The organism is Natronoarchaeum philippinense (assembly GCF_900215575.1).
GTDB classification, from domain to species: Archaea; Halobacteriota; Halobacteria; order Halobacteriales; family Natronoarchaeaceae; genus Natronoarchaeum; species Natronoarchaeum philippinense.
The window spans coordinates 345,534-367,998 of record NZ_OBEJ01000002.1 but is presented as its reverse complement, the minus strand read 5'-3'; the positions used below and the strand labels follow the sequence as shown (position 1 = coordinate 367,998).

Genomic DNA, 22,465 nt, shown 5'->3' with positions numbered 1-22,465 from the left:
GAGTTCCTGAACCGACGCAAGAACAGCGCATGGCGCCAGCGCTTGCCAAAAGCTAGCTTCCGAGGACGCCGCCTACTCCAGATCACGCTCTCGGGCCCGGTCCCGGATCGACGCCGCCCGCTCGCTGACCCAAGAGACGTAGCGCTCTGCTTTGGCCCGGTCGACGCCGAAAAACGAAGCGACCCAGTTGATGTCGATGCCGGGCCGTGTCAGCAGGTACGCCGCGAGCGTGTCCTTGCCGCCTTGGAAGATCGCGGGCGGGACGCCGTGCTCGCCGGTCCCCTCCTCGCGGAACCCGTTCACGTCGAAGTAGACGTCCGCGTACAGTCGTGCGGTGTCGGGGTTCTCGAAGGTAACCTCCGTGTGCCGGGGCGCCTCGAACCCGTACCGCGCTGCGTCGTCGGCGTCAGGACGCTCCACGATCCGGACATCCAGCACGTACTGTTCGACGACGGTCTCCGACTCGGCGCCGGTCGAGCGCTCGCTGCGGGACATAGAGCAGTCTCCGGGGGGCGACCTATTGAGGGTGAGTAATTTGTCGACGTACTAATCAATAGAGGTGGTTGGAAATCAGTAGTCGCTCGTACAGGACGAGCGGATCCCGTTCGCTTGGCGTCGAGAGGGCAGAAAGTACTCTCCTCCTACCACCACGACGCTGTCGTCGGTTGCCAATACACGCGTTTCGTCGATCGGTTGTTCACTCGTCTTCGTCCTCCGTCGCCATTCCTGTCCTAGGGGCCGCGGCGGTTACCGGTGCGACCATCGCGCCGTCTCGACGACCGACGCGGTTTCGTCCACGATGACTTCGAGCGTCTCCGAGTCGGTACTGATCGGTATCACGTACCGGCGAACCGGGTCCGAAACCACACGTACATCGGAGTCATCGAGGCAGAACTCCAGCGTCCAGAACCTGTTGTCGTCGGCGTGAACGTCGTGATCGGCGAGAAAGGCGACCACGTCAGGATCTCCAAGCAGTCGGAGCCCCAGCGTGGAACCGACGGAGACACCGCAGTCTCGGCAGATGCTCTTGGCGGCGTAGTCGGGATACCAGTCGGGGTCCTCGTCGATTCGATTGCGCATCCGGCCGCTGCAGTGCGGACAGACGCCGCGGTGAGCGAGCGAGAAATCCCTCCAGAGACGCTGTGAGTACGCGTCGAGGAACCCGTCGGCGTCGCGGGTTGTTCGGCCGCGCGGCGGGAAGTAACCGTAGTGGACGAGCAAGTCACAGGCCGAACACTGGAGCCTGATATCTCCGTTCTCGTAGCGGGCGTGGATGCGTTCGCCGCAGTCAGGACAGTCGGCGTCCGTGGGTTCGTCTATCGGCGGTGGGGTCGGACCGAATCGGGCGTCCAACAGGATGTCGGCTACCTTCGCACCGACCGGCGTGAGCCGATAGGTGTCCTCCGTTTTGATGACGAACTGGTCGACGAGTCTGTCCAAATGGTAGTTGAAGCGACCGCTATCTTCTATCGCCGTCTCTCTGTGGAGATCTGCGAACGCGAGCGGACCGGACTGCCAGAGCGCGAGGAGGATTCCGATACGACTCGGGTCGGCCAGCGCTCCGAACGCGCTTGCGGCCCGTTCCTGATCCACCTCGATGGTCTGCTCGCCCATGCGCCTACGATAGCACGTCCCCGTGGTGAATCTGTCGCCGCCGAAGATTTCTTGAGTCGTTTGATCGTCGGCGCTCTTGTTGTTGTTGTCCACCGTGCTAAATTCGGCCGATAGAGGGGCGCTGAAAGGCCGGTTCTTGGTCGACTCAACCGACAGTGGAGGGTGACTCCTCTGGACCGGTATAACCGAACAATCCGATAACAGAATATTCGTTCTGATTACACTTATTTTCCTATTCCATCTTCAATCGTACACCCATGTCGCAGCAGATCAGCACAGGCATCATCGGAACCGGAGACTTCGGCACTCTGTTCGGTCACCAACTGCGCGACATCGAATCGGAGTCCGTCGAAGCAGTCGCCGACATCAGTGCCCAGAACATGGACGAAGCCGGAGAGACGCTCGAAGTACCCGAAGAAAGCCGCTACGAGACCCACGACGAATTGTCGGCCGACGAGCCACTCGACGCCGTCCTCTCCGACTGGGACGATCGAACGACATCGATCGTCGATTCGATCGTGAACGGAAACCCTCCGCCAGCCACCGCCCGGGACGCCCTTGCCGTGACCGCACTTACCGAGGCCGCATACGAATCGGAACGGTCCGGAAAGAGAGTCCGTGTCGATATCGACGGTAAACCGAACGAGCTGACGGCCCCGAGAGCACGCCGTGAGCGCTCAATACCCGCGGTTCGATCGTACACACGCGACAAAACCCCCGCGGCCCGAAACAAGACGAGTACTATCTACTGACATGACTACGAATACCGATCAAACCACCGGACCCAACGTACTGTTCGTCCTCACCGACCAGCAATCAGCGGACGCGATGAGTTGCGCGGGCAGCGACTACGTCGAGACGCCGGCGATGGACCGGCTGGCCGATCGCGGCGTGCGCTTCACCGACACGTACTGTACGCAGCCGCTGTGCAATCCGTCGCGAGCGAGCCTGTTCTCCGGTCGCATGCCGCACGAAGTCGGCGCGTCCGACAACAATTCCGAGATCGACGAGCGGTATCGAGACGAGGAACTGGGACGCCTGTTCGACGACGCCGGCTACGACTGCGCCTACGGCGGAAAGTGGCACGTTCCGGAGATGACGCTCCCGGACGAGCACGGCTTCGAGACCCTTCAGGGGATGAACGACCTCACGCTCGCGGACAACTGCATCGACTTCCTCGATCGCGACCGGGACGACCCGTTCTTCCTCGTCGCGTCGTTCGACAACCCGCACAACATCTGCGAAGTCGCTCGCAACGAGAACCTTCCGTGGGGCAACGTCGAATCGGTCCCGACCGAGGAGTGTCCGGATCTCCCGAAGAACTACGGCATCCCGCCGTTCGAACCGTCGGAGATCAGAACGTTGATGGAGGCCTCGCGCCCCAGCGGACTCTCCGGAAACATGGTCGACGCGACGGCGGAGGAGTGGCGCCACTATCGCCACGCCTACTTCCGACTGGTCGAGAAGGTCGACGCCGAAATCGGGGAACTTCTGGACGCGCTCGACGAACGGGGACTCACCGAGAACACGGTGATCGTGTTCACCTCGGACCACGGGGAACTGAACGGCGCCCACCAACTCGAGCAGAAGTGTTGGGGGTACGAAGAGAGCGTCCGGGTTCCGTTCATCGTCAGCTACCCCGGCGAGACGCTCGAAGGAGAGACCGACGACCACCTCGTCTCGAACGGGCTAGACGTCCTGCCGACGCTGTGTGACTACGCGGATATCACGCCGCCGGACGATCTCGACGGGAAGAGCGTCAGGCCGCTCGCCGCCGGTCAGGATACCGAATGGAGAGACCAGGTAGTCGTACAGACGAACATTCAACTCGGCGGCCGGGTGGTCCGAACGGATCGGTACAAGTACATCGTCTACGAACGCGGGCGTCAGCGCGAACAACTGTTCGATCTCCGGAACGATCCGGGAGAGATGGTTGACCTCTCGGAGAACGCCGAGTACGGCGACGTGCTCGCGGAACACCGCGAACGCCTGTTCGAGTGGTGCGTCGAACACGACGACGCGTTCGGCGCGAATCCACAGTATCCGATGGTTCCACAGATTCCGGGGTTCAATCCGCCGGACGCGATCGATCGCGTGAGGTCAGAGTGACGAGATCCCACGAGCGTGATTCGAGCTGCGGATATAAAATATATTATATGATCACTATGTATTCGGTAAACGCGTACGGACGCGCGGTAGAGACGGTCGGAATGCCGGCAAGAGAACACCTCGAAGGGGTGGTGTGACCGTGGACGAGAACGACCACGAGTGCTGTGCCGCGTCGCGTTCCGGTGCTGGACGGGGGATCGACCGGGGATCGGAGAACTCGGCTGGGGACTCCGAGAACTCTGAGACAGGCGATACGGCCCGGATGGTGAAGATTCCGGGCGGCGAGTTCCGAATGGGAACCGACAGCGACGTCGGTTACGAGGCGGACGGCGAAGGCCCGGCCCGAACGGTCGACGTCGACGAGTTCTACGTCAGCAGCCACGCCGTCACGAACGCCGAATTTCTCGAGTTCGTCCGCGAGACCGACTACACGACCGACGCGGAACGCTACGGGTGGTCGTTCGTCTTCGAGGAGTTCGTCGGTTCGGACGACCGGCAGCACGTCGTCGACTCCGTCGAGGCGGCGCCGTGGTGGTTCGCCGTGCGGGGCGCAAACTGGTTCCGGCCGGAAGGTCCCGGCTCGACCGTGATAGAGCGCCTTGAACATCCGGTGACGCACGTTTCGTGGAACGACGCACAGGCCTACGCCAACTGGGCCGGCAAACGGCTTCCGACCGAGGCAGAGTGGGAGAAAGCGGCCCGTGGCGGGCTACGGGGTGCGACGTATCCGTGGGGAGACGATCTGCGCCCCGACGGCGAACACCGGAGTAACATATGGCAGGGCGACTTCCCCCGCCACAACTCGGAGGAGGACGGGTACTACGGCACCGCGCCCGTCGACGAATATCCGCCCAACGGCTTCGGACTCTACAACGCGGTCGGGAACGTCTGGGAGTGGTGTAGCGACCGGTTCCGTTCCGATCCCTGCCAGAATTCGCGATCGAACCCGACGGGACCGGCGGAGGGTGGCGAACGCGTTATTCGAGGCGGTTCCTACCTCTGTCACCGTTCGTACTGCAATCGCTACCGCGTGGCCGCCCGTAGTAAGAACACGCCGGACAGTTCGACGGGACACACCGGCTTCCGCCTCGCACTCGACCCGTAACCGCCTTCGCTGCCGTTTCGGGTGAGATGCCGACGATCTGACGGATCGACCCGCCGATCACGTCCGGTTGGCGTCGACGACTTCGTACCCGATTTTCTGGTCGCGAAGCTTGTCAGTGTGAGCCGACAGAACCGCGGTCGCGGCGAGCAACAGGACGTCCAGCCCCTTGGTCGCCGCCTCCTGGACGGCGGGAGCGGTGCCAAAGCGGATGTCGGGGTCGACGCCGGCGGCATCGGCGGCCGCGAGCGCCTCCGTCCCCGCCGCCGCGATCAGGTCGTGGGACGTCGCCAGTTCCGCGATTCGCTCGGCGTCGACCGCCGTGCTTCCCCCGTCGCGCACCCGCGGAATCGAGACCGCGGTGACCATACCAAGGTCGTAGTCGACGACGCCCTCGAAGTTCGTCACGCCGACATCGCGGCCGGCCGCCGCGCCCGTCACCGCAACTGCAGTTGCACTGCCTGCGCCGCCGGACATCGCGCGGAGGACGCCGTCGCGCATCGTCAGCGAGACGGTTTCTCCCTCGCTGATATCGGTGGTTGCGATGGCCGTCTCGACCTCGACTTCCCCGATGACCTCTTCGGAGACGTGCTGGACGAACTCGCGCAGGTCGTCGGTCTGGGAGATGAGCCAGTCGACGCCCTCCTTGGTCACCTCGTACCGACCGCGGCCGCCCTTGTCGACGTGACCTTGCTCGATCAGATTCTGGAGGTAGTCGCTCACTGCCTGCGAGGTGATGCCGATGGCATCTGCGATCTCGCGCTGGCTGACGGCCGGTTGGCGCTCGGCGATCTGGACCAGAATCTGGTATCTGGTCGCGTTGCGCTTGCTTTCGAGGACGCCCGAGCCGCTGGCGTCAGACTGCTCTCCGGACATGAACGGTTCTCGGGCGTCCCACGGCAAGTATGTTTGGCATAGTACGGGGCAGATTGCACTGTCGTCGGGGTCCTTCGCAGATATACAATCCAAGGTTCAGTTAGACAGTCTTACTTTCCGAACGATACCGAACCAGTTGCACTGTCGGAACCCACCTACGTCGGGCACGCCAAAACACCTGTTCCACCGGGTCGGATCGAAACGACAGTTGTGGGATCGTCGCGACTACACCGAGTTCACTCGTCCGCGACAGCGGGGGCGACCGGTTTCTCTTGGGGGGCTTCGTCCCGCTCAGACATCGGTATCCACTCCAGTTCTTCCTCGTAGTGGAACGCGCGGTGGTCCTGCGTCGGGTCGACGACCGTCAGCGAGAGCCAGCCGTTGTCCAGCAGTTCGGTCAGTTCCTCGTGGTCGGCCAAAACCTCGGTGACGCGCTCGACCGGCGCGTGGACGACCGTCGAGAGGCGGAGCGGCTGGTGATGTGGTTCGTCGTCGGCAGCCATCAGCGACTGCAGCGGGAGACCGGTCATCAAGTCGCCGCCGTTGCCTTGGTAGACGCCGACGTTACCGACGGGATTGTGGGTCACCTTCGACCCGCTACCGTAGACGCCGTTGTCGACCGTCGAAAAGTAGTACTGCATATTGATCCACTGGGTGACGACCATCGGCCCCGTGAAGATCGCTTCGAGCGCGTCGGCGTCGGGATCGGTCGACCAGTCGTACGAGTGCAAGAACGCGCGGCCATCGAGGTCGACGCCGCTCGTCAGCTCGCGAGGACCGATGACGAAGCCGGCGTTGCCGGCCAGTCCCCACTCGGGACGCGTCTCTGCCCAGTCGGAGGCGCGGCGCTCCGTCTCGCTGACTGCGGCCGAACTGTCGGCACCCATCGCCTCGGCGCGCTCGGCGGCAGCGTTCTCGCGTGCCGTGGCGAGGTCCGCGCGTAACTGGTCGAGATCGTCGGCGTGGCTCTCGGGAACGTCGCCGTCGTACAGTTCGATCTCGTCGGTCGTCGTGTTGTGTTGTCCAGCGAGGAAGACGGTGTCTTCGGGGATGTCGTGGCCGCGTTCGCGGAGTTCGGCCGTCACAGCGTCGTCGTTACAGATCTTCGCGAGGACGCGGGCACTCGGGCCACCGGGGTTGCCGGCACAGGCACCGCAGTCCAGACTCGCGTCGTATGGATTGTTGGTCGTCTCGCTGGCGTGGCCCGTGAAGACGACGAGGCGACTGAACTCCTCCCACCCCATCAGCTCGAAGGCGGTGGCGGCGTACTCGACTTTCTCCTCGGTGGTCATCCCCACCGGCAGGTCGCCAGCGTACGTGTGCTGGTGGTCGACGAGCGGCTCGCAGAACTCGTGGTCGTCGGGCACCGACTCGTCGGCGGCGTCGAACAGATCGTGAACGCGCCCGGGGACGAGCGTGCGGGCCGCAAGTGTGAGGCCGTAGGCGCTCCCGGTGGTCTCGACGAAGCCGTAGGCCGTGGCGGCGTTGGCCTCTAGCGTCTCGATGATCTCGTCGGCGGCTTCGCGGATGCCCGACCAGCGATCGTGGCTCGCCTGCGTATCGTCGTCGGTCGGAAAGTCGGTGACGTGGTGCTGCGGTTCGACGATCGGTGGGCAGGCATCGACCGACACGTCGGCTTCGTAGCCTTGGTACTCCATCGGGATGCCGAAGAAGCCAGCGTACCCGTGGGTCTCGTAGTCGCCCGTCGCCTCGATGTGACGGCGGATGATCTCCGAACGGGTGTCGATACAGAAGACTAATTGAGCGTCCGCGCGGCCGGACGTATCGTCGCCGGCCATCGACTGGCTCTCTTCGGCGACGGTTCCGGCGAGTTCATCGCGGTAGGTCGCCTCCCACGCACGCAGGAACGCTTGGGCGAGCTCGTCGGCCGGGTTCGCGCTGGCGTCGTCGTTCGCGGGCTCGATGTCGGCGCCGACGGCATCCAGCAGCGCCAGACGCGCTGCGAGATAGCCTTCGAGCGAGATCGGGTACGTCGACTGCCACTCCCCTCCGTCGTCGACGCGTTGCTTGATGAAACCCGTCCAGCCCGGGAGGGCAGCGAGTTGCTCCTCGAAAATTGACTCCCACTGGCTCCTCGGGTACGGCTCCAGCACCGTCTCGATGGCTGCGGCCGGCGTCTCGGGCAGGTCAGCGACGGCCCCCTCGTCGGGGATTTCACTGTCGTAGTCGACGACCCCACGGAAGGCGGTGTAGAACCCGGCTTCGCGGTTCGGCATCGACCAGTGGGCACTTCCCTCCTCGAGGAAGGCCGACAACCACTTCGTCAGCACTTGGTCGACGTGGTCTTCGACGGTGTCGGCATCCTCCTCGGTGTCGACCGCGTCGGACATGCGGTCGAGCAACACCTCGGTATCGTCCTCGTAGCCAGCCGTAGCGAGCTCCGCTTCGAGAATTTCCGGGTCTATCTGGCCGCGGTTCAGTGCTTTGCGGAACGTTTCGGGGCTCGGGTAGCCACGGCCACCCAGTAGGTCGGTCGCCTGCTCGACCGCTTCGTCGAACGGCTGGTCCTCGAACCCCGAGAGGGGATTGGACGTCACGAACGAGTGGATGGGCCAGAGGGAACCGACGCTCGTCGCTGCGTCTTCGATGCTGTCGTCGATGGCGGGTTCAGTACTCATTGTAGTCCTCCGTGGAAGTCAGGACGGTGTCGGACGACGGTTGGCTTGCGTTCAGCAGTGCCACGTAGAGACGCTGGCTGTGTTCGTGGATGCCGGTCTCGATACCGATGTAGATGCCGACGAAGATGACGGCGATGATGCCGTGGAGCAGCGTCAGCTCGGTCGGCGTCGTGACCATCGGGAGTCCGGATAGCACACCGGAGATCGCCTCGTAAACCACCGCGTAGACGGTGATGGCCGGGAAGAAGACCAACGGGACTGCCCCGTAGCGAGCCATCATCGGAAGCGAGCTGTGCTGGACCGCGCTGCGGGCTGCGTGGAGCGTAGTAAACACCACGAAGAACGTCAGCAAGAGGCCGGCGTCCACGTGCGCCCCCTTCCCGGTCAGCACCGCGAACAGCCCGCCACCAACCAGCCCGGTCAACAGCGTCACTACTGCGCCGCCGACGCTCGCCATCCGCCCGACTGTGTGCTCAGTCGTCGCACTCGGACTGGTGTGTTCGACCTGTCCGCCCGAACTCAGGAACTGGTAGGCCTTGTAGAAGCCGTGCAGAACGAGGTGGGTGATCGCGGCCCCGAAGAATCCGAGCCCGGCCTGCATGATCATAAAGCCCATCTGGCCGACCGTCGAACAGCCGAGCTTGCCCTTGATGTCTGTCTGGACCGACTTCAGGAGCTTCCCGCCGACGGCGCTGGCCCCTCCGACGGCGACCACCGCGAGCATGAGCGCGGAATCGACGGTGATGACCGGGGCAAAGCGGGTCAGGAGAATTCCCCCCGCATTGACGAATCCGGCGTGCATCAGCGCCGACGCCGGCGTCGGTGCCGTCATCGAGGACAGCAGCCAGTTATGGAACGGGACGAGTGCGGACTGAATCATCGCTGCGAGCACGAGCGCGCTGGCGGCGACCAGCCACGCGGGGCCGCCGAGTGTATCGGCTGCTGCGGCAATTCCGGAGACCGTCGACGCGCCGGTCGTCCACCACAGTGCCGTCAACGCAACCCCGAGGAGCGCGCTGCTGGCGAGGAAGTACCTGCGGGCGACCGACGCGGCCGCCTGCGCTTGGTCCCAGCCGCTGATGATGCCGATGAGCTTCGCCATCAGCAGCCCCATCGCCAGCCACAGGAACCCGAACAGAGCGATATGATCGGCCGCAACCAGTCCCATCACGACCACCGTGAAACTGAATACAGTGACGAAAAACGCCGTTTTATGCGTGCTTCCTGCCATATAGCGGCGCGAGTAACTGTGGACGATGCCGCTGAAGAAGGTGACGACAAACCACATCAGAACGGTTAGTCCATCGATAGCGATCACGCCGGAGATCTCCCATTCGCCCCCGGTCTGGACTCGGACGGTAAGCGCGGCAATACTCGCGGCGAACAGCGACCACACGAGCCACGTGAGTGCGACGGGCGCAAGTGGTGAGTCCGCCGCCGTATCCGGGAGCGATCCAATCGTCGTTGCTGAGTTCTGTCCTGACATCGTTCGGTTTGTGACCCATCACGGCAATCGGTATCTCCATCGCGAGCCGCTTCTGGTCGTCGCTACGTCATTGCAAGAACAGAACCAGTATTAAATCCTCCTATTTTACCGAACCGTTCACAGACTGGTGCCTGATAGAACATTATGTTTCGTACACTGGGTGAACGGAGTGACTCGACAGATGCACTCCACTATAATTATTCGATTGCGCGTGTGACCGTCCGCCGCGCGACTGCGTCCGATATCGGTGTGCGTCGTCGATCAGCTACTGTTCTCGCCGTTGAACTTGCCGAACGGCGTCGTCTCGTGGGTCCGAACGAGCACTTCGTCGGCGACTGTCAGTCCCATATCGAGAAGTTCCTGTGCGACGGATGTGATGTCGTTGTCCGACTCGCCGACAGCAGTAACGAGGAGGTTCTGCTCGCCGGTAACCAACTCTTGGACCGAGACGACGCCGTCGATCTCCAGAATCTCGGGGATGTGGTCGCCACGCTCGGGTATCGTGGCGGTACAGTAGAGCAACATCCGGAGCGGATAGCCCGACTTCTGATAATCTACGTGCGCGCTGTATCCTTTGACGACGCTGTCGGATTCGAGACGCTGGATGCGCTTGCGGACGGTACTGTCTGAGGTGCCGGTCCGCTCCGCGATATCTCCGGACGACATATTCCGAGCGTCTTCCTGCAGCGCATACAGGATCGCCTTGTCCACGTCGTCGAGCTCTTTGTCAGTCATACCAGTGTGTCTGCGACAAAGCCACTTTACTTTTGTACGTTACCCGGGTATTCCGCTGAATTCCCGTTTGTTCTGCATAGGTAGTAAATCTCACTCACAAGCCCAACGCGTGGCGAAAACTCCAATGGCATCGATCCTCTGCATCGGGAGAACCGGTCGCAACGCCAGCCCCGATTCGATATATCGAAATGCACTATATAGACTTCATAATGAATGCAAGGCGGAAACCCGCGTCTTCAGGCGCGGGAGGAAGCTGACAACGCTGACACAAACCGCGTTCGATAGCAGGTTGACTCCCCCACGTCAATCCACACTATTATAAATACAGGCATCTACATATGAAGTACAGATGGTGGAAGACTCAAGCACTCGAACTGTCCCCATCAAGCTCAATGTGGACAAGAGTGCCGCTGACCTCCTCCACCAGACAACCGACCACTTCCTTGATGCCGCCAACTACGTCGTAGACGTAGCGTGGGGTCCAGACTGGAAAATCACCAGCAAACAGAAACTCCACGACCAAACGTACTATGACGTTCGAGACCACTCACCACTCCCGGCCAACCTCGTGCAAGCCGCACGAAACAGAGCCGCAGAAGCCGTAAAGGGTGTTGTCGAACGCTGGAAGGAAGGTAAAAAAGCCTCGAAGCCTCACTTCACGTCACGGTTCGCCAGCTACGACGCAAGAACCATCACGGTCAACGATGATCACGCCACACTCGCCACCATCGACGGGCGAGTGACCGCAGAGTTCGTCCTCCCTAACGAACAGCGTGACACGCCGCACTCGGCGTACCTACTCAACGACGACTATGCGGTTAAGGGAGCGACACTCCACTATGATACAGTTGAGGGTTGTTTTTACCTTCATGTGCGGACAAAGCCCGCCGTGGAGAACGATGATGCCGAACAAGGCGATGCCAAGCACGTCTCCGTCCTTGGTGTTGACCTCGGCATCACAAATATCGCAACCACCTCAACCGGACGGTTCTGGAGCGGTGGCGAACTCAACCACTGGCACCGAGAATACGAGAACCGCCGGGGCGACCTCCAACAGACTGGAACACGGTGGGCACACGAGGACGTTCAGCGAGTCGGTCGTAAACAGACTGAACGCTTTGAACAGATGCTTCACACAATCTCGAACGAACTCGTAGAGGAAGCCCTCGAAAACGACTGTACGCACATCGTGTTCGAGCAACTCAAAGGCATCCGCGAACGCCTACCGAGCGCGAAATCAGTTCACAAGTGGGCGTTCCACCGTCTGTACGAGTACGTCACGTACAAAGCTGAATCCGTGGGGCTTGTGGTGAAGCAGATTAATCCGGAGTACACGAGTCAGCGTTGCTCGAAGTGTGGGTTCACACACGAGAATAATCGGCCACACAACAACGGACAGGACGAGTTCGGTTGTCTGAAGTGCGGGTACGATGTTCACGCGGATTACAACGCCTCGAAGAATATCGGCTTGAAGTATCTCCGCGACCAGCAAAAGTCTGGGCGTGGAGGCGCACCCGTAGGCGTGCGCTTGAACAGCGGGACATTGAATGTGAACGGCGAGTATTCGCCTACCCCTTTGTCGGGTTAGAACGGGAGTCCACGCTGAATACCACGGACTTCAGGCCGTGGTAGCTTACTCTACCCCCTACTAGCAGCACTCCCGCCGGATCGGGCACCGGCCAGTAGCACGTAGTCGTCCGCACGCGCGGGGCTTTTACCACGGGAGCGCTACGTCACGGACATGGTACAGAACGTCGCCGGGGTGTTGCCCGAGCTCGAACCCGAGGATTATCACCTCCTTTCGGGCATCGAGCAGGGGATGCGCTTCTCGGAGTGGGTCGCAAAGGAGAAGATTCCCAAGTTCTCCCGGCTGACGACCGAGGACGTCGAGTACCGGATCGATCGCTGTCTCGACCGGGAGTTGATCGAACGCAAGACGATCCAGTACGAGGGCTACACTCTCAAATTCGAGGGGTACGACGCGCTGGCGCTGCACAGTTTCGCCGAGCGAGACACGATCTCCGGCTTCGGGGCGTCGCTGGGCGTGGGCAAGGAAAGCGACGTGTACGAGGTCCAGTCTTACGAGCCGATGGCGCTGAAGTACCACCGCGAGGGGTACACCAATTTCCGGGAAGTGATGAAAGAGCGCGATTACACCTCCGATCGCGAGCACGTCTCGTGGCTCTACACCGCGCGCAAGGCCGCCGAACGTGAGTACGAGGCGCTCGAAGCGCTGTATCCACAGGTGTCGGTGCCGCGACCGGTCGACCAGAACCGTCACGCCATCGTCATGGAGAAGATCGACGGCGTCGAACTATCCCAGACGAAATTAGAAGACGAGCAGGTCCGCCCCGTTCTGGGACTGATCCTCCGAGAACTGCGCGACGCCTACGCGGAGGGTCGGGTCCACGCGGACATGAGCGAGTACAACGTGTTCGTCGCCGAGTCGGGGATCACGATCTTCGATTGGCCCCAATCCGTGCCGACCGACCACGAGAACGCCGACGAATTTCTCGAACGCGACATCGAGAACGTCGTCGGGTACTTCCGCCGCAAGTACCCCCAGCACGTGGGCGACGCCGATATCGAGGCGTTGGCCAGTGCCATCGCCGAGGGGAGCTACGAGACCGTCGAGAAGTTCATCGAGCGGTAGCCCGCTGGAAGACGTATTTTTCTGCTCTACGCTGCCGAAGCGGAGGTGCTGCTACGTGATTGTAAACTAGTTATTGCTATATGAAATTGGATCAGGAGCGACCCACGAAACGTCTAGTTGTACTGTCCGGAAAGCATATGACAGCGGCACAAGAGCATCCGAATATGTTCTGCTCGATCAACCAGTCGAGAGCCCGTTCAGCCGCCAGCGTCAGTCCGGTCCCCGGTCGAGTGTCGATCGAGAGGGAGGTGAGCTATGCGCTCGCGTGAGAACTACGCCACCGACGCCGTCTTCGAGTGTCTCGCCGAATCGGCCCGTCGGGCCGTCATCGAGGTGCTCTGTGACCGGACGACCGCGACACTTGACGAGCTCGCGGACGCCGTCGCCGAACAGGGTGACACACGTGGAGGGCCAGCCGATCGACTCGTGCCAGAGCTTCACCACAGGCACCTCCCGAAGCTAGCGGACGCCGGGCTCGTCGAGTACGATGCCGAGGGGGGCGTCGTCGAAGCGACAGAGCGAACCAGAGCGGCCGATGTCGTCGCCCAGAGCGTCGAACAGTGCAGTTTGCTATCCCCCGACGTGGATGCCACGGGCGGCGAGCCCGTTCATCTCGATTGAGAACAGGCGCTACTGATCGAGAGCGTCTTCGGCCGACCGTTCTTCGAAGACGACCTGCTCGAGCGCGTCGAGAATGCCTTCGGGGTCGTCGCGCTGCCAGACGTTGCGGCCGACGGCGAGGCCGCTCGCGCCGGCGTCCATCGCCGTCTCCACAGTGGAAAGGAACTCGTAGTCGCTGGTCTTCGAGCCGCCGCTGAGAACCACGTCGGCCGCGCCGGCGGCATCGACGGCGTGGGCCATCGCATCGCCGCTGCGGGGGTATTTCACCTTGACCAGATCGGCGCCGAGTTCGAGGCCGATCCGCGTGGCGTAAGCGATCGTCTCGGGCTTGCGGTGTTCCTTGATCGCCTGTCCGCGGGGGTACGACCACATCGCCACGGGTAGTCCTTCCTCACGGGCCGCCTCCTGTACTTCTTGGAAGTCCTCGAACATCTGAGGTTCCGTGTTGGTGCCGGGGTAGACGGTGTAGCCGATGGCGTCAGCGCCCAACTCGGCGGCGTACTCGACCGACCACGTCTGGGGCGAGTACGGCTCGCCCATCCAGAGGCTGCTGGAGCCGTTGCACTTGGCCAGCAGGTTCACCTGATCGTCGTAAGAGGGGTAGTACTGCTCGGCCAGCCCCTTCTGGACGGCCAGCGCGGTGACGGCATCGTGGGTCGCCATCTCGAAGACGGTCTCGGGATCGAGGCGGTCCTCGACGCCCTCGAACGCGGCGGGGCCGTGTTCGAGGCCGTGGTCGTGGGCGAGGATGATCGACTTACCGTCGCGGGCGATCGAAGCGTTGCGATGTTCGGTCATGGACAATCACAACTAATGATTGCTGATTCCTAAATACTACCGAACGTGATTGTTTTGTACCGATATAGGACAATATTTACGATATCGTTCGGCCGCGACGGCGGTCAAAAACGTGCGTGAGCGGCAAGTACGGTGCGACAGCGGCGAAATGGTGCAGCGACGGTCAGGAGAACAGTTTCTTGAGTCGCGCGAGGAGGCCGCCGTCGGAACTCGTCGACGATTGGCTACTGGAGTCGGTGGCCGAAGCGTCGGCGGCCTCGTCAGCATCGGCGGCATCGTGAGCTTGCGAAGGAGGGCTCGAAGCGCTTTGCGCTTCTGCCTCTTGTGCCGCCTCGTCCGCCGAGGAGGCGTCGGCGTCGCCACCTGCGCGCTCGACGGCCTCGTCGATCATCCCGCCGGCGTCGTTGACGGCGTCCTTGACGGGACCGTCGACGACGATCTTTCCGTCGAACCGATCGGTCGGAACCGAGGTGTCGGCGGCGATGATCACGGCGTCAGCCGCCGCGAGTGTGTCGTCGGGGATTTCGTTTTCGGTGCCCATCGCGCCCTGTACCTCGACGTGGATGTCGTGGCCGCGCTCTTCGGCGGTGGTTTCCAGATTCTCTGCGGCCATCTGGCTGTGTGCGATGCCGGTCGGACAGGCTGTGACTGCGACGAATTTCATGATTCTTGGCTAAGTATTCGGACCACGTCCTCTTTAGTGCTTGCCGCGAGCGCCCGGTCGGCGAGGTCGCGGGCGTCGGCAGTGTCGATCGCTTCGACGCCGGCTTTCACGTCCGGGATCGTCACGGCGCTCATGCTCAACTCGTCGAGGCCGAGGCCGACGAGCAGTTTCGTGAGTTCGGGGTTACCGGCCATCTCGCCGCACATCCCGATCCACGCGTCGTTGTCGTGGGCCGCCTCGACGGATCGGTCGATCGCGCGCAGCACGGGCGGATGGCGCGGGTCGTGCAGATGAGAGACGGCGTCGTTCTCGCGGGAAGACGCCATGACGTACTGGGCGAGGTCGTTCGTCCCGATGCTGAGGAAGTCCACGCGCGCGGCGAACTCGTCGGCCATCAGCGCCGCGGCAGGGGTCTCGACCATCACGCCGAGTTCCGGCGTCGCGTGGTCGATGCCGTCCTCGTCGAGATCGGCAGCGACCGACTCGACCAGTTCGAGCGCCTCGTCGAGTTCCTCGACGGTCGCCACGAGCGGGAACATCACCGACAGCTCGCCCGCGCCCTCGGCGGCGGCCCGAAGCAGCGCGCGCAGTTGCGTCTCGAACAGGTCCCCGTCGTCGGCCAGCGACCGTCGGATGCCGCGATTGCCCAAGAATGGGTTCTCCTCCTCGGGAAGATCGAGGTAGGGAACGGGCTTGTCGCCGCCAACGTCTAAGGTACGGACGACGACCCGCCCTTCCGGGAAGGCGTCCAGTGCCTCGACGTAGGCGTCGACCTGTTCGTCCTCGTCCGGCGGGGACTCCCGATCGAGAAAGAGGAACTCGGTGCGATAGAGGCCGACGCCGTCAGCCCCCTGCGCGCTCGCGCCGTCGATCTCGGCGGTGGTACCGAGGTTCGCGGCGACCTCGATCTCGCGGCCGTCGATCGTCTCGACGCGCTCCTCTTTCACGTCGACCTCGCGCTCGGCACTGACGCGCTCGCGGGTCGCCTCGTCGGGGTCGAGGATCACGGCGTCGTTTTCAGCGTCGACAGCCACGTCGGCGTCCTCCTCGATATCTGCAAGGGCGTCGCCGGCGCCGACGACCGCCGGGATGCCGAGCGAGCGCGCGAAGATGGCGGCGTGGGAGGTGCGCCCGCCGGTCATCGTGGCGAAGCCGGCGACGCGCTCGGGGTCGAGCTGGGCCGTGTCGCTCGGGGTCAGTCGCTCGGCGAGCAACACGGTTCCCTCGGGGAGTTCCGCGAGGTCGACGCGCTCGCCGCCCGAGAGAATCCGGAGCAGCCGATCGCGGATGTCGCGCATGTCGTCGGCGCGCTCGGCCATCATCCCCTCCATCCCCTCGAACTGCTCGATGGCGTCGCCGAAGGCGCGGGCGACGCCGGCCTCTGCGGCCGCGCCGTCGTCGATCGCGTCCTCGACGCCCTCTACGATCTGCGGGTCGTCGAGGAACTGCAGGTGCGCGTCGAACACGGCGGCTTCCTCTTCGCCGACGCGCTCGGCGGTGCGCTCGCGCTCGGCTCCGAGTTCTTCGCGTGCGGTCGCGCGGGCCTCCTCGAAGCGCTCGTGTTCGGTCTCCGGATCGGCGGCCTCTACGTCTTCGGGATCCGGGAACTCGTCCGGTCGGTACCACAGCGCGGTCCCGAGCCCCGACAGCGGCGTCGCGCCGACGCCGTCGAGTGTCTGGCTCATCTCACTCCTCCGGGGTCGTCAGGACATCTTCGAGCGCCGCGATGGCCTCCTCCTCGTCGGGGCCCTCGGCGGTGAGAACGACGTCCTCGCCGGATGCCACGCCCAGCCCGGTCACCGCGAGCATACTCGCGGCGTTGACCGGGTCGCCGCCGGCGGGGGCGGCGGTGATCTCGCTGTCGTACTCGTTTGCGGTCTCGACGAACTGCGAGGCGGGTCGGGCGTGGAGGCCGTCCTCGGGGACGACCGTGACGGTGCGCTCGATCATTCTTCGACCGCCTCCAGTACGATCGACTCGACGTGATCTTTCGACTCGGCGTCGTGGAGTTCCTCGCGGGTCTCCTCGTGCATCAGCGACCGCGACAGCGAACTGAGCATCTGGAGGTGCTCTTCGCCGCCTTCCTCGGGGACCAGCAACATGAAGATCAGCGTCGCCGGCTCGTCGTCCATGGCGTCGAAGTCGATGCCTTCGGGAACGCGCGTGAACGCGATCGTCGGGGCCGTGACCGCCGCGCTTTTCGCGTGGGGGATGCCGATCCCCATGCCGACGCCGGTGGTCGCTTCCTCTTCGCGGGCGAGCAAGTCGTCGAGCGCCTGCTCGCGGTCGGTGACGCGGTCGGCATCGACCGCCAGACCGAGCAGGAACTCGATCACGCCGCGCTTATCGGCCGGTGCGCCCTCTAGGGCGATCAAATCCGTCGTAAGTGGTGTGTGTTCTGCGTCAGAGCTCATAGGCGTATAGTGGGATTGGTGGGGTAAATATGGTGTGCTAGATGATCTGTGCCGTTCAGGCCGCGGCGCCTGCTTCCGGTTCGTCGGCGACGGCGTCCTCGTGGTCGGGTTTGAGTAGCGCGACGATGCCCGCGGTCAGCAGCGTCCCCAGTGCGATGCTCGCGAGGAAGCCGATGACGTTCTCGGCGACGAAGATGACGAAGATGCCACCGTGAGGTGCGGGCATTCCGACGCCCAGACCCATCGCAGTGCCGGCGGCGACGGCGCTACCGATCATGATGCTCGGAATCACGCGCAGGGGGTCAGCAGCCGCGTAGGGAATCGCCCCTTCGGTAATAAAGGAGAGCCCCATCGGCACGGCGGCGACGGCGTTTTCTTTCATCTCGGGCGCGAACTTGTGCGGGGCGACGAAGTTCGCCAGCGCCAGCCCCAGCGGCGGCGTCATGCCGGCGATCATCACGGCGGCCATCGGACCGTAGATGCCGTCAGCGACCAGCACGGTACCGAAGACGTACGCGACCTTGTTGACGGGGCCACCCATGTCGAAGGCCATCATGGCTCCGAGAACGAGACCGAGTAGTACCGCGTTCGATCCCTGCATCCCCTGCAGCGTCTCGGTCAGTGCGGCGTCGGCCAGCGCGATCGGCACGCCGAGCACGAAGATCATGATCGGCGCGAGCAGCGCAGTCGTGAACACGGGAATCACGAGAATGGGCATCATCGGGCGGATCGCGGAGGGAACGTTCCAGCCCTTGATCCACTTGGCGACGTAGCCGGCGAGCAGACCGGCGACGATGGCGCCGAGGAAGCCCGCGCTGGCCCCCTCCGAGGCGATGCCGACCAACTCGCCTGCTTCGACGATGATCGGTACCTGTTGAACTGTGTACGCGAGAATGAACCCCGGCGCGAGCCCGGGCTTGTCTGCGATCGCGTATGCGATGTACGCCCCGAGGATCGGGATCATTATATCGAGCCCGAGCAGGCCGATCTGTGCGAGGAACCAGCCCGCCGAACCGGGCGTGTCGAACACCGTCTCAGTCGTTCCTGCGAAGCCGGGGATCTCGGTCACCATGAACCCGACGGCGAGGAAGATCCCGCCGATCGTGACGAACGGGATCATGAACGAGACCCCCGTCATGAGGTCCTCTTTGACCGACGTTACGTGCGAGCGAAGCCTGCTTTCTGCCTCATCTTTGGTTGCCATTGTCGCTCTGTGCCATAGTACTGCTACATATGCAAAAGTATTTTCGGATGTGATTGTTTTCTACTGTTTTGTCGTCTCGGAACGGATCTGTGTGCACGAACTGGTGAGCGAGTCAATCACATCGGGGTTTGCAGCTGTATATCGCGGCCTACTGGCAAAATTTGTGAACTGTTCACGCGGTACTGAGACTCATGTAGATCAACATTGTGCATTCTATCACGGTTTCCAACGTTCTCAGTCAGCTATACGCCGGATTCTCCGGGGATTTTCGCCACTACAAATTATATTCAATCAGATTCAATCGCAACAAGTGACAAACAGTTATACTGCTGGCGTACAATCGGTCGAACGAACGGACGATTCATGCTACCGGAAGCACGCCAGCGAAAGATAGTCGAGTTGGTTTCGGACCGGGACGGCTGCTCGGTCGAGGAACTCGCCGACGAGATGGACTGCTCGAAGGCGACGATTCGCCGGGATCTGAACGAACTCGCCGACAAGCAGTTGATCGAGCGCTCGCACGGGGGCGCGGTGCCGGCGACCTCCGTCGGGCAAGAACAGACCTACCGGCAGAAGGAAGTCCAGAATCTGGAGGGCAAAGTCGCCATCGCCGAGCGCGCCGTCGAGGAGGTCCACGATAATCAGGTGGTGTTTTTCGACGCCGGATCGACGACCATGCAGGTCGCCAAACAGCTCCCGGCCAACGACTCGGTGCTGGCCGTCACCAACTCGCCGTTGCAGGCGATGGAGCTGGACGACGACGGCACCGAGGTGAAGCTCACGGGCGGGTCGCTGCGCCGTCCGACGCGGGCGCTAGTCGGCCCGAGCGCGGAGCGGTTTATGGAGCGGACGACGTTCGACGTGCTCTTTCTGGGGACGAACGCGATCGACGCCGACGGCGGGCTGATGACGCCCAACGAGGACGAGGCGCGGGTCAAAGAGTTGATGATCGAGAACTCCCACCGCGTCGTACTGGTCGCCGACGGGTCGAAGTTCGGCGAGCAGAGCTTCATCAGGTTCGCCGCGCTCGACGACATCGACGTGTTCGTCACCGACACGGCGGTACCGCCGGACCTCGAAGAACAGTTCGAGAGTAGCGATGTCACCGTCGTCGAGGTGCAGTGAATGATCGTTACGGTGACGTTCAACCCGGCGGTCGATCACACGATTCAGGTCGACGCGATGCCGGCGCCCGGCGCCGTCGCGCGCACCGACGAGGCGCAGTTCGACGCCGGTGGCAAGGGAATCAACGTCTCTCAGTATCTCGTCGGACTGGGCACCGAGACGGTCGCCACCGGTCTGGTCGGTGACTTCCTCGGTGAGTACATCCGGACGGAGCTCGACGCGGAAGGAATTCCGAACGATCTCGTCGAGATCGAGGGCCACACCCGACTGAACACGACCATTCTCTCTGAGGACGGCGAGTTCAAGATCAATCACGACGGCCCGGCTGTCGACGGCGCCGTCGTCGAGGACTCGATCGACACCATCGCGCGTCACGACCCCGAGATCGTCCTGATCGCTGGGAGCCTCCCGCCGGGGCTCGGGCCCGAGGCCATCGACCGGGTGGCCGGGGCGGGCGAGTGGGATGCCGTCGTCGATGTGGGCGGCGCGACGCTCCAGCAACTCGACGCCGAGTACGCGCTGTGCAAGCCAAACCGTGCGGAACTCGCCGCCGCCACGGACCGACCGGTCGAGTCGGTCGAGGATTGTCTCGCCGCCGCCGACGAACTGCACGAACAGGGGTTCGAACGCGTCGTCGCCTCGCTGGGCGCCGACGGGGCGTTGCTCGCGGGTGACGCTCGGCTTCACGCGGACGCGCTTGATGTCGAGGTCGCAGACACGGTCGGCGCCGGCGACGCGATGCTGGCCGGCATTCTCTCGGAACTGGTTGACGGAAACGACGAGCGGGCGGCGCTACGACGCGGCGTCGCCGTCGCCTCGCGGGTCGTCGCCAAGCCGGGGACGAACGTGCCGTCGTTCGACGCGTTGGCGGCGGCGTCCGACCGCGTCGAGCTAACCGAATACGGCAGCTAGCACGTGCGGTTTGTGCGTGGAAGCCGTCCCTCGCCTGCCCGATCCGACAGTATCACTCGCCGATTCGCTCCTCTAACTCGTCGATCAGCGACTGGGTCCCGAAGAACGTCGGGATTCGTTCGTGGAGCTCGCTCGGCTCGACATCGAGGATACGCTGATCGCCGGTCGAGGCCGCGCCGCCGGCACACTCGACGAGGTAGGCGACCGGGTTCGATTCGTACTGCAGCCGGAGCACGCCATCGGGACGGGAGCGCTGGGCGGGATAGCCGACGATGCCGCCGATAGCGAGCAGGTGCTGAACGTCGGCGACCATCGCGCCGGTGTACCGGAGCTTCGCGCGGTGGTAGAGGTCGTCGGCAAAGGCGGTGACGGAGTCTGACCACTCGTCGGGGCCGCCCGCGAGCCCCCAAACGTCCTCGGCGTCTGTGAGCGACACCGGCGACGAGTCGACGATCTCGCCGTCGTCGAGCACGTGCTCGGTCGCCTCGCCGTCGGCGGCGACGGTCAGCGTCGTCGCCGGACCAAAGACCAGCACCATCCCGGCGAGCAAGTCCTCGCCCGACGCGGGCAGGTCGGCGTCGTAGACGGCCAGAATCGCCCCGACGGTCGTGTTCGAGCGCAGGTTCGAAGAGCCGTCCAGCGGATCGATCGCCACGCTGAACCCCTCGCCCACGTCCTCGACGCCGTCGCGTTCCTCGCTGGCGAACTCGCCGACGCCGTCGAGCGCCGCCAGCGCCTCGTAGAACAGGTCGTCGAGTGCGCGATCGGCGCCCGACTGCTGGTCGCCGCTGGGGTTCCGACCGCTTTTCGTGCCGCGCGTCTCCGCCAGCGCGGCCCGCAGATCGGGCGCGATCTCGACCACGGCGTCGACAACGGCGTCGACGGTGCTCATCGGCCCTCCGCGCTGGAGCGCCCCGCTCGGTGGTGTCGTACGTTCATATCCGAAGCCACTCCGCGCGATCACTAACAGTTTGTGGACGTGCACGTTTCCGCGCGTTCGAGCAGCGATTAGAGCAACAACGAGATGATCGCCAGCACCACAAAGAGCAACACGAAGACACGCGCGAGGTTCATCGATACGCCGGCGACGCCGCGAGCGCCGAGCGCGGCCGCCACGATCGCCAGCGCGGCAAACAGGATCGCCCACTGGAGAAACTCGCCGGTGAGCTGGAGCACGAGCGTCAGGCGGAACGCGCTCATCGACGATCACTCGCTCGCGGTTGGCACCGCAGTTTCGACGCGACGTGCCGCCGCCGGGCGGCGCTACGTGCCAGTGACATACCGGCAGATCACTCGAAGGTCGTCTTTGTAACGGTCCGATTATCCGCTACAGCCTCGGCATACCTGCGATCGCACGTCGACATCGGCAGCCCTTTCGAAGCCCTTAAGCGACGAACTGGCCAAAATCGGATAACTCGCTGGACGACACGGGCACCAGCGGGCACCTGCCGACTCTTCGACAGGACGGAATGTGGCCGGGCTGCCGGCTGAACCACGCAACGCCCGTGGTGAT

At 63.4% G+C, this 22,465-nt stretch carries 22 protein-coding genes; 8 read left to right on the top strand and 14 right to left on the bottom strand.

Annotated features, from left to right (window positions below):
* Window positions 1-72: 72 nt before the first annotated feature.
* Together CRO01_RS08650 and CRO01_RS08645 are read right to left on the bottom strand one after the other, a co-directional pair.
* On the bottom strand, window positions 73-495 hold the full coding sequence (locus tag CRO01_RS08650) for a hypothetical protein (protein ID WP_097008729.1): 423 nt from the start codon (window positions 493-495) through the stop codon (window positions 73-75).
* Between the two features lie 252 nt (window positions 496-747).
* On the bottom strand, window positions 748-1,614 hold the full coding sequence (locus CRO01_RS08645; protein WP_097009165.1) for an ArsR/SmtB family transcription factor: 867 nt from the start codon (window positions 1,612-1,614) through the stop codon (window positions 748-750).
* Window positions 1,615-1,994: 380 nt separating this feature from the next.
* On the opposite strand from CRO01_RS08645, the gene CRO01_RS17160 reads away from it, so the two are divergent.
* From CRO01_RS17160 to CRO01_RS08630, 3 genes are all read left to right on the top strand, one after another.
* Window positions 1,995-2,366: a hypothetical protein gene (locus CRO01_RS17160; protein WP_449289589.1), complete on the top strand. Its 372-nt coding sequence runs from the start codon at window positions 1,995-1,997 to the stop codon at window positions 2,364-2,366.
* Between the two features lies 1 nt (window position 2,367).
* Complete coding sequence (locus CRO01_RS08635; RefSeq protein ID WP_097008727.1) at window positions 2,368-3,723, top strand: sulfatase family protein; 1,356 nt, start codon at window positions 2,368-2,370, stop codon at window positions 3,721-3,723.
* A 139-nt stretch (window positions 3,724-3,862) separates the two neighbouring features.
* Window positions 3,863-4,828, top strand: a complete 966-nt coding sequence (locus tag CRO01_RS08630; protein ID WP_245838527.1) for a formylglycine-generating enzyme family protein — start codon at window positions 3,863-3,865, stop codon at window positions 4,826-4,828.
* 57 nt (window positions 4,829-4,885) lie between these two features.
* Here the strand turns inward: CRO01_RS08630 and CRO01_RS08625 are convergent, their stop codons facing one another.
* From CRO01_RS08625 to CRO01_RS08610, 4 genes are all read right to left on the bottom strand, one after another.
* Window positions 4,886-5,701: a DUF7839 domain-containing protein gene (locus CRO01_RS08625; protein ID WP_097008726.1), complete on the bottom strand. Its 816-nt coding sequence runs from the start codon at window positions 5,699-5,701 to the stop codon at window positions 4,886-4,888.
* 236 nt (window positions 5,702-5,937) lie between these two features.
* Entirely contained in the window at window positions 5,938-8,340 is a 2,403-nt protein-coding gene (locus CRO01_RS08620) for a DUF2309 domain-containing protein (protein WP_097008725.1), read from the bottom strand.
* Window positions 8,330-9,826 carry a proton-conducting transporter transmembrane domain-containing protein gene (locus CRO01_RS08615; RefSeq protein WP_097008724.1) on the bottom strand — a complete coding sequence of 499 codons (1,497 nt, stop codon included), beginning with the start codon at window positions 9,824-9,826 and terminating at the stop codon, window positions 8,330-8,332. The genes CRO01_RS08620 and CRO01_RS08615 overlap by 11 nt, the downstream gene beginning before the upstream one ends.
* A 261-nt stretch (window positions 9,827-10,087) precedes the next feature.
* Complete coding sequence (locus CRO01_RS08610; RefSeq protein WP_097008723.1) at window positions 10,088-10,561, bottom strand: Lrp/AsnC family transcriptional regulator; 474 nt, start codon at window positions 10,559-10,561, stop codon at window positions 10,088-10,090.
* Between the two features lie 349 nt (window positions 10,562-10,910).
* On the opposite strand from CRO01_RS08610, the gene CRO01_RS08605 reads away from it, so the two are divergent.
* From CRO01_RS08605 to CRO01_RS08595, 3 genes are all read left to right on the top strand, one after another.
* Window positions 10,911-12,149: an RNA-guided endonuclease InsQ/TnpB family protein gene (locus CRO01_RS08605; protein ID WP_097008722.1), complete on the top strand. Its 1,239-nt coding sequence runs from the start codon at window positions 10,911-10,913 to the stop codon at window positions 12,147-12,149.
* A gap of 153 nt (window positions 12,150-12,302) precedes the next feature.
* On the top strand, window positions 12,303-13,214 hold the full coding sequence (locus tag CRO01_RS08600; RefSeq protein ID WP_097008721.1) for a serine/threonine-protein kinase RIO2: 912 nt from the start codon (window positions 12,303-12,305) through the stop codon (window positions 13,212-13,214).
* A 255-nt stretch (window positions 13,215-13,469) separates the two neighbouring features.
* Entirely contained in the window at window positions 13,470-13,835 is a 366-nt protein-coding gene (locus CRO01_RS08595) for a DUF7344 domain-containing protein (protein WP_097008720.1), read from the top strand.
* Between the two features lie 9 nt (window positions 13,836-13,844).
* Here CRO01_RS08595 and CRO01_RS08590 read toward each other — a convergent pair whose 3' ends face one another.
* The 6 genes from CRO01_RS08590 to CRO01_RS08565 all read right to left on the bottom strand — a co-directional run bounded on the left by CRO01_RS08590 (window position 13,845) and on the right by CRO01_RS08565 (window position 18,915).
* Window positions 13,845-14,633, bottom strand: coding sequence for a class I fructose-bisphosphate aldolase (locus tag CRO01_RS08590; RefSeq protein ID WP_097008719.1), 789 nt, complete (start codon window positions 14,631-14,633; stop codon window positions 13,845-13,847).
* Between the two features lie 163 nt (window positions 14,634-14,796).
* The gene (locus tag CRO01_RS08585; RefSeq protein ID WP_097008718.1) at window positions 14,797-15,297 is read right to left on the bottom strand and encodes a PTS fructose transporter subunit IIB; all 501 of its coding nucleotides are present in this window, start codon (window positions 15,295-15,297) and stop codon (window positions 14,797-14,799) included.
* On the bottom strand, window positions 15,294-16,982 hold the full coding sequence (gene ptsP, locus CRO01_RS08580) for a phosphoenolpyruvate--protein phosphotransferase (protein ID WP_097008717.1): 1,689 nt from the start codon (window positions 16,980-16,982) through the stop codon (window positions 15,294-15,296). Before ptsP ends, CRO01_RS08585 begins: the two co-directional genes overlap by 4 nt.
* A gap of 1 nt (window position 16,983) precedes the next feature.
* Window positions 16,984-17,244, bottom strand: coding sequence for an HPr family phosphocarrier protein (locus CRO01_RS08575; RefSeq protein WP_179747463.1), 261 nt, complete (start codon window positions 17,242-17,244; stop codon window positions 16,984-16,986).
* On the bottom strand, window positions 17,244-17,711 hold the full coding sequence (locus tag CRO01_RS08570) for a PTS sugar transporter subunit IIA (RefSeq protein ID WP_097008715.1): 468 nt from the start codon (window positions 17,709-17,711) through the stop codon (window positions 17,244-17,246). The genes CRO01_RS08575 and CRO01_RS08570 overlap by 1 nt, the downstream gene beginning before the upstream one ends.
* Before the next feature lie 55 nt (window positions 17,712-17,766).
* The gene (locus tag CRO01_RS08565) at window positions 17,767-18,915 is read right to left on the bottom strand and encodes a PTS fructose transporter subunit IIC (RefSeq protein WP_097008714.1); all 1,149 of its coding nucleotides are present in this window, start codon (window positions 18,913-18,915) and stop codon (window positions 17,767-17,769) included.
* A 363-nt stretch (window positions 18,916-19,278) separates the two neighbouring features.
* Here CRO01_RS08565 and glpR point away from each other — a divergent pair, with 363 nt between their 5' ends.
* Both glpR and pfkB read left to right on the top strand, forming a co-directional pair.
* The gene (gene glpR, locus CRO01_RS08560) at window positions 19,279-20,040 is read left to right on the top strand and encodes an HTH-type transcriptional regulator GlpR (RefSeq protein WP_097008713.1); all 762 of its coding nucleotides are present in this window, start codon (window positions 19,279-19,281) and stop codon (window positions 20,038-20,040) included.
* On the top strand, window positions 20,041-20,952 hold the full coding sequence (gene pfkB, locus CRO01_RS08555; RefSeq protein ID WP_097008712.1) for a 1-phosphofructokinase: 912 nt from the start codon (window positions 20,041-20,043) through the stop codon (window positions 20,950-20,952). It abuts the gene before it with no gap.
* A 52-nt stretch (window positions 20,953-21,004) separates the two neighbouring features.
* On the opposite strand, the gene CRO01_RS08550 is transcribed toward pfkB, so the two are convergent.
* Both CRO01_RS08550 and CRO01_RS08545 read right to left on the bottom strand, forming a co-directional pair.
* Entirely contained in the window at window positions 21,005-21,844 is an 840-nt protein-coding gene (locus CRO01_RS08550) for a class 1 fructose-bisphosphatase (protein WP_097008711.1), read from the bottom strand.
* Window positions 21,845-21,960: 116 nt separating this feature from the next.
* Window positions 21,961-22,152, bottom strand: coding sequence for a DUF1328 family protein (locus CRO01_RS08545; RefSeq protein WP_097008710.1), 192 nt, complete (start codon window positions 22,150-22,152; stop codon window positions 21,961-21,963).
* Between the last annotated feature and the right edge of the window lie 313 nt (window positions 22,153-22,465).

Coding starts and splice junctions, on each gene's coding strand:
- CRO01_RS08650 (WP_097008729.1), bottom strand. CDS start 495: ATGTCCCGCAGCGAGCGCTCGACCGGCGCCGAGTCGGAGACCGTCGTC.
- CRO01_RS08645 (WP_097009165.1), bottom strand. CDS start 1,614: ATGGGCGAGCAGACCATCGAGGTGGATCAGGAACGGGCCGCAAGCGCG.
- CRO01_RS17160 (WP_449289589.1), top strand. CDS start 1,995: ATGGACGAAGCCGGAGAGACGCTCGAAGTACCCGAAGAAAGCCGCTAC.
- CRO01_RS08635 (WP_097008727.1), top strand. CDS start 2,368: ATGACTACGAATACCGATCAAACCACCGGACCCAACGTACTGTTCGTC.
- CRO01_RS08625 (WP_097008726.1), bottom strand. CDS start 5,701: ATGTCCGGAGAGCAGTCTGACGCCAGCGGCTCGGGCGTCCTCGAAAGC.
- CRO01_RS08620 (WP_097008725.1), bottom strand. CDS start 8,340: ATGAGTACTGAACCCGCCATCGACGACAGCATCGAAGACGCAGCGACG.
- CRO01_RS08615 (WP_097008724.1), bottom strand. CDS start 9,826: ATGTCAGGACAGAACTCAGCAACGACGATTGGATCGCTCCCGGATACG.
- CRO01_RS08610 (WP_097008723.1), bottom strand. CDS start 10,561: ATGACTGACAAAGAGCTCGACGACGTGGACAAGGCGATCCTGTATGCG.
- CRO01_RS08605 (WP_097008722.1), top strand. CDS start 10,911: ATGGTGGAAGACTCAAGCACTCGAACTGTCCCCATCAAGCTCAATGTG.
- CRO01_RS08600 (WP_097008721.1), top strand. CDS start 12,303: ATGGTACAGAACGTCGCCGGGGTGTTGCCCGAGCTCGAACCCGAGGAT.
- CRO01_RS08595 (WP_097008720.1), top strand. CDS start 13,470: ATGCGCTCGCGTGAGAACTACGCCACCGACGCCGTCTTCGAGTGTCTC.
- CRO01_RS08590 (WP_097008719.1), bottom strand. CDS start 14,633: ATGACCGAACATCGCAACGCTTCGATCGCCCGCGACGGTAAGTCGATC.
- CRO01_RS08585 (WP_097008718.1), bottom strand. CDS start 15,297: ATGAAATTCGTCGCAGTCACAGCCTGTCCGACCGGCATCGCACACAGC.
- ptsP (WP_097008717.1), bottom strand. CDS start 16,982: ATGAGCCAGACACTCGACGGCGTCGGCGCGACGCCGCTGTCGGGGCTC.
- CRO01_RS08570 (WP_097008715.1), bottom strand. CDS start 17,711: ATGAGCTCTGACGCAGAACACACACCACTTACGACGGATTTGATCGCC.
- CRO01_RS08565 (WP_097008714.1), bottom strand. CDS start 18,915: ATGGCAACCAAAGATGAGGCAGAAAGCAGGCTTCGCTCGCACGTAACG.
- glpR (WP_097008713.1), top strand. CDS start 19,279: ATGCTACCGGAAGCACGCCAGCGAAAGATAGTCGAGTTGGTTTCGGAC.
- pfkB (WP_097008712.1), top strand. CDS start 20,041: ATGATCGTTACGGTGACGTTCAACCCGGCGGTCGATCACACGATTCAG.
- CRO01_RS08550 (WP_097008711.1), bottom strand. CDS start 21,844: ATGAGCACCGTCGACGCCGTTGTCGACGCCGTGGTCGAGATCGCGCCC.
- CRO01_RS08545 (WP_097008710.1), bottom strand. CDS start 22,152: ATGAGCGCGTTCCGCCTGACGCTCGTGCTCCAGCTCACCGGCGAGTTT.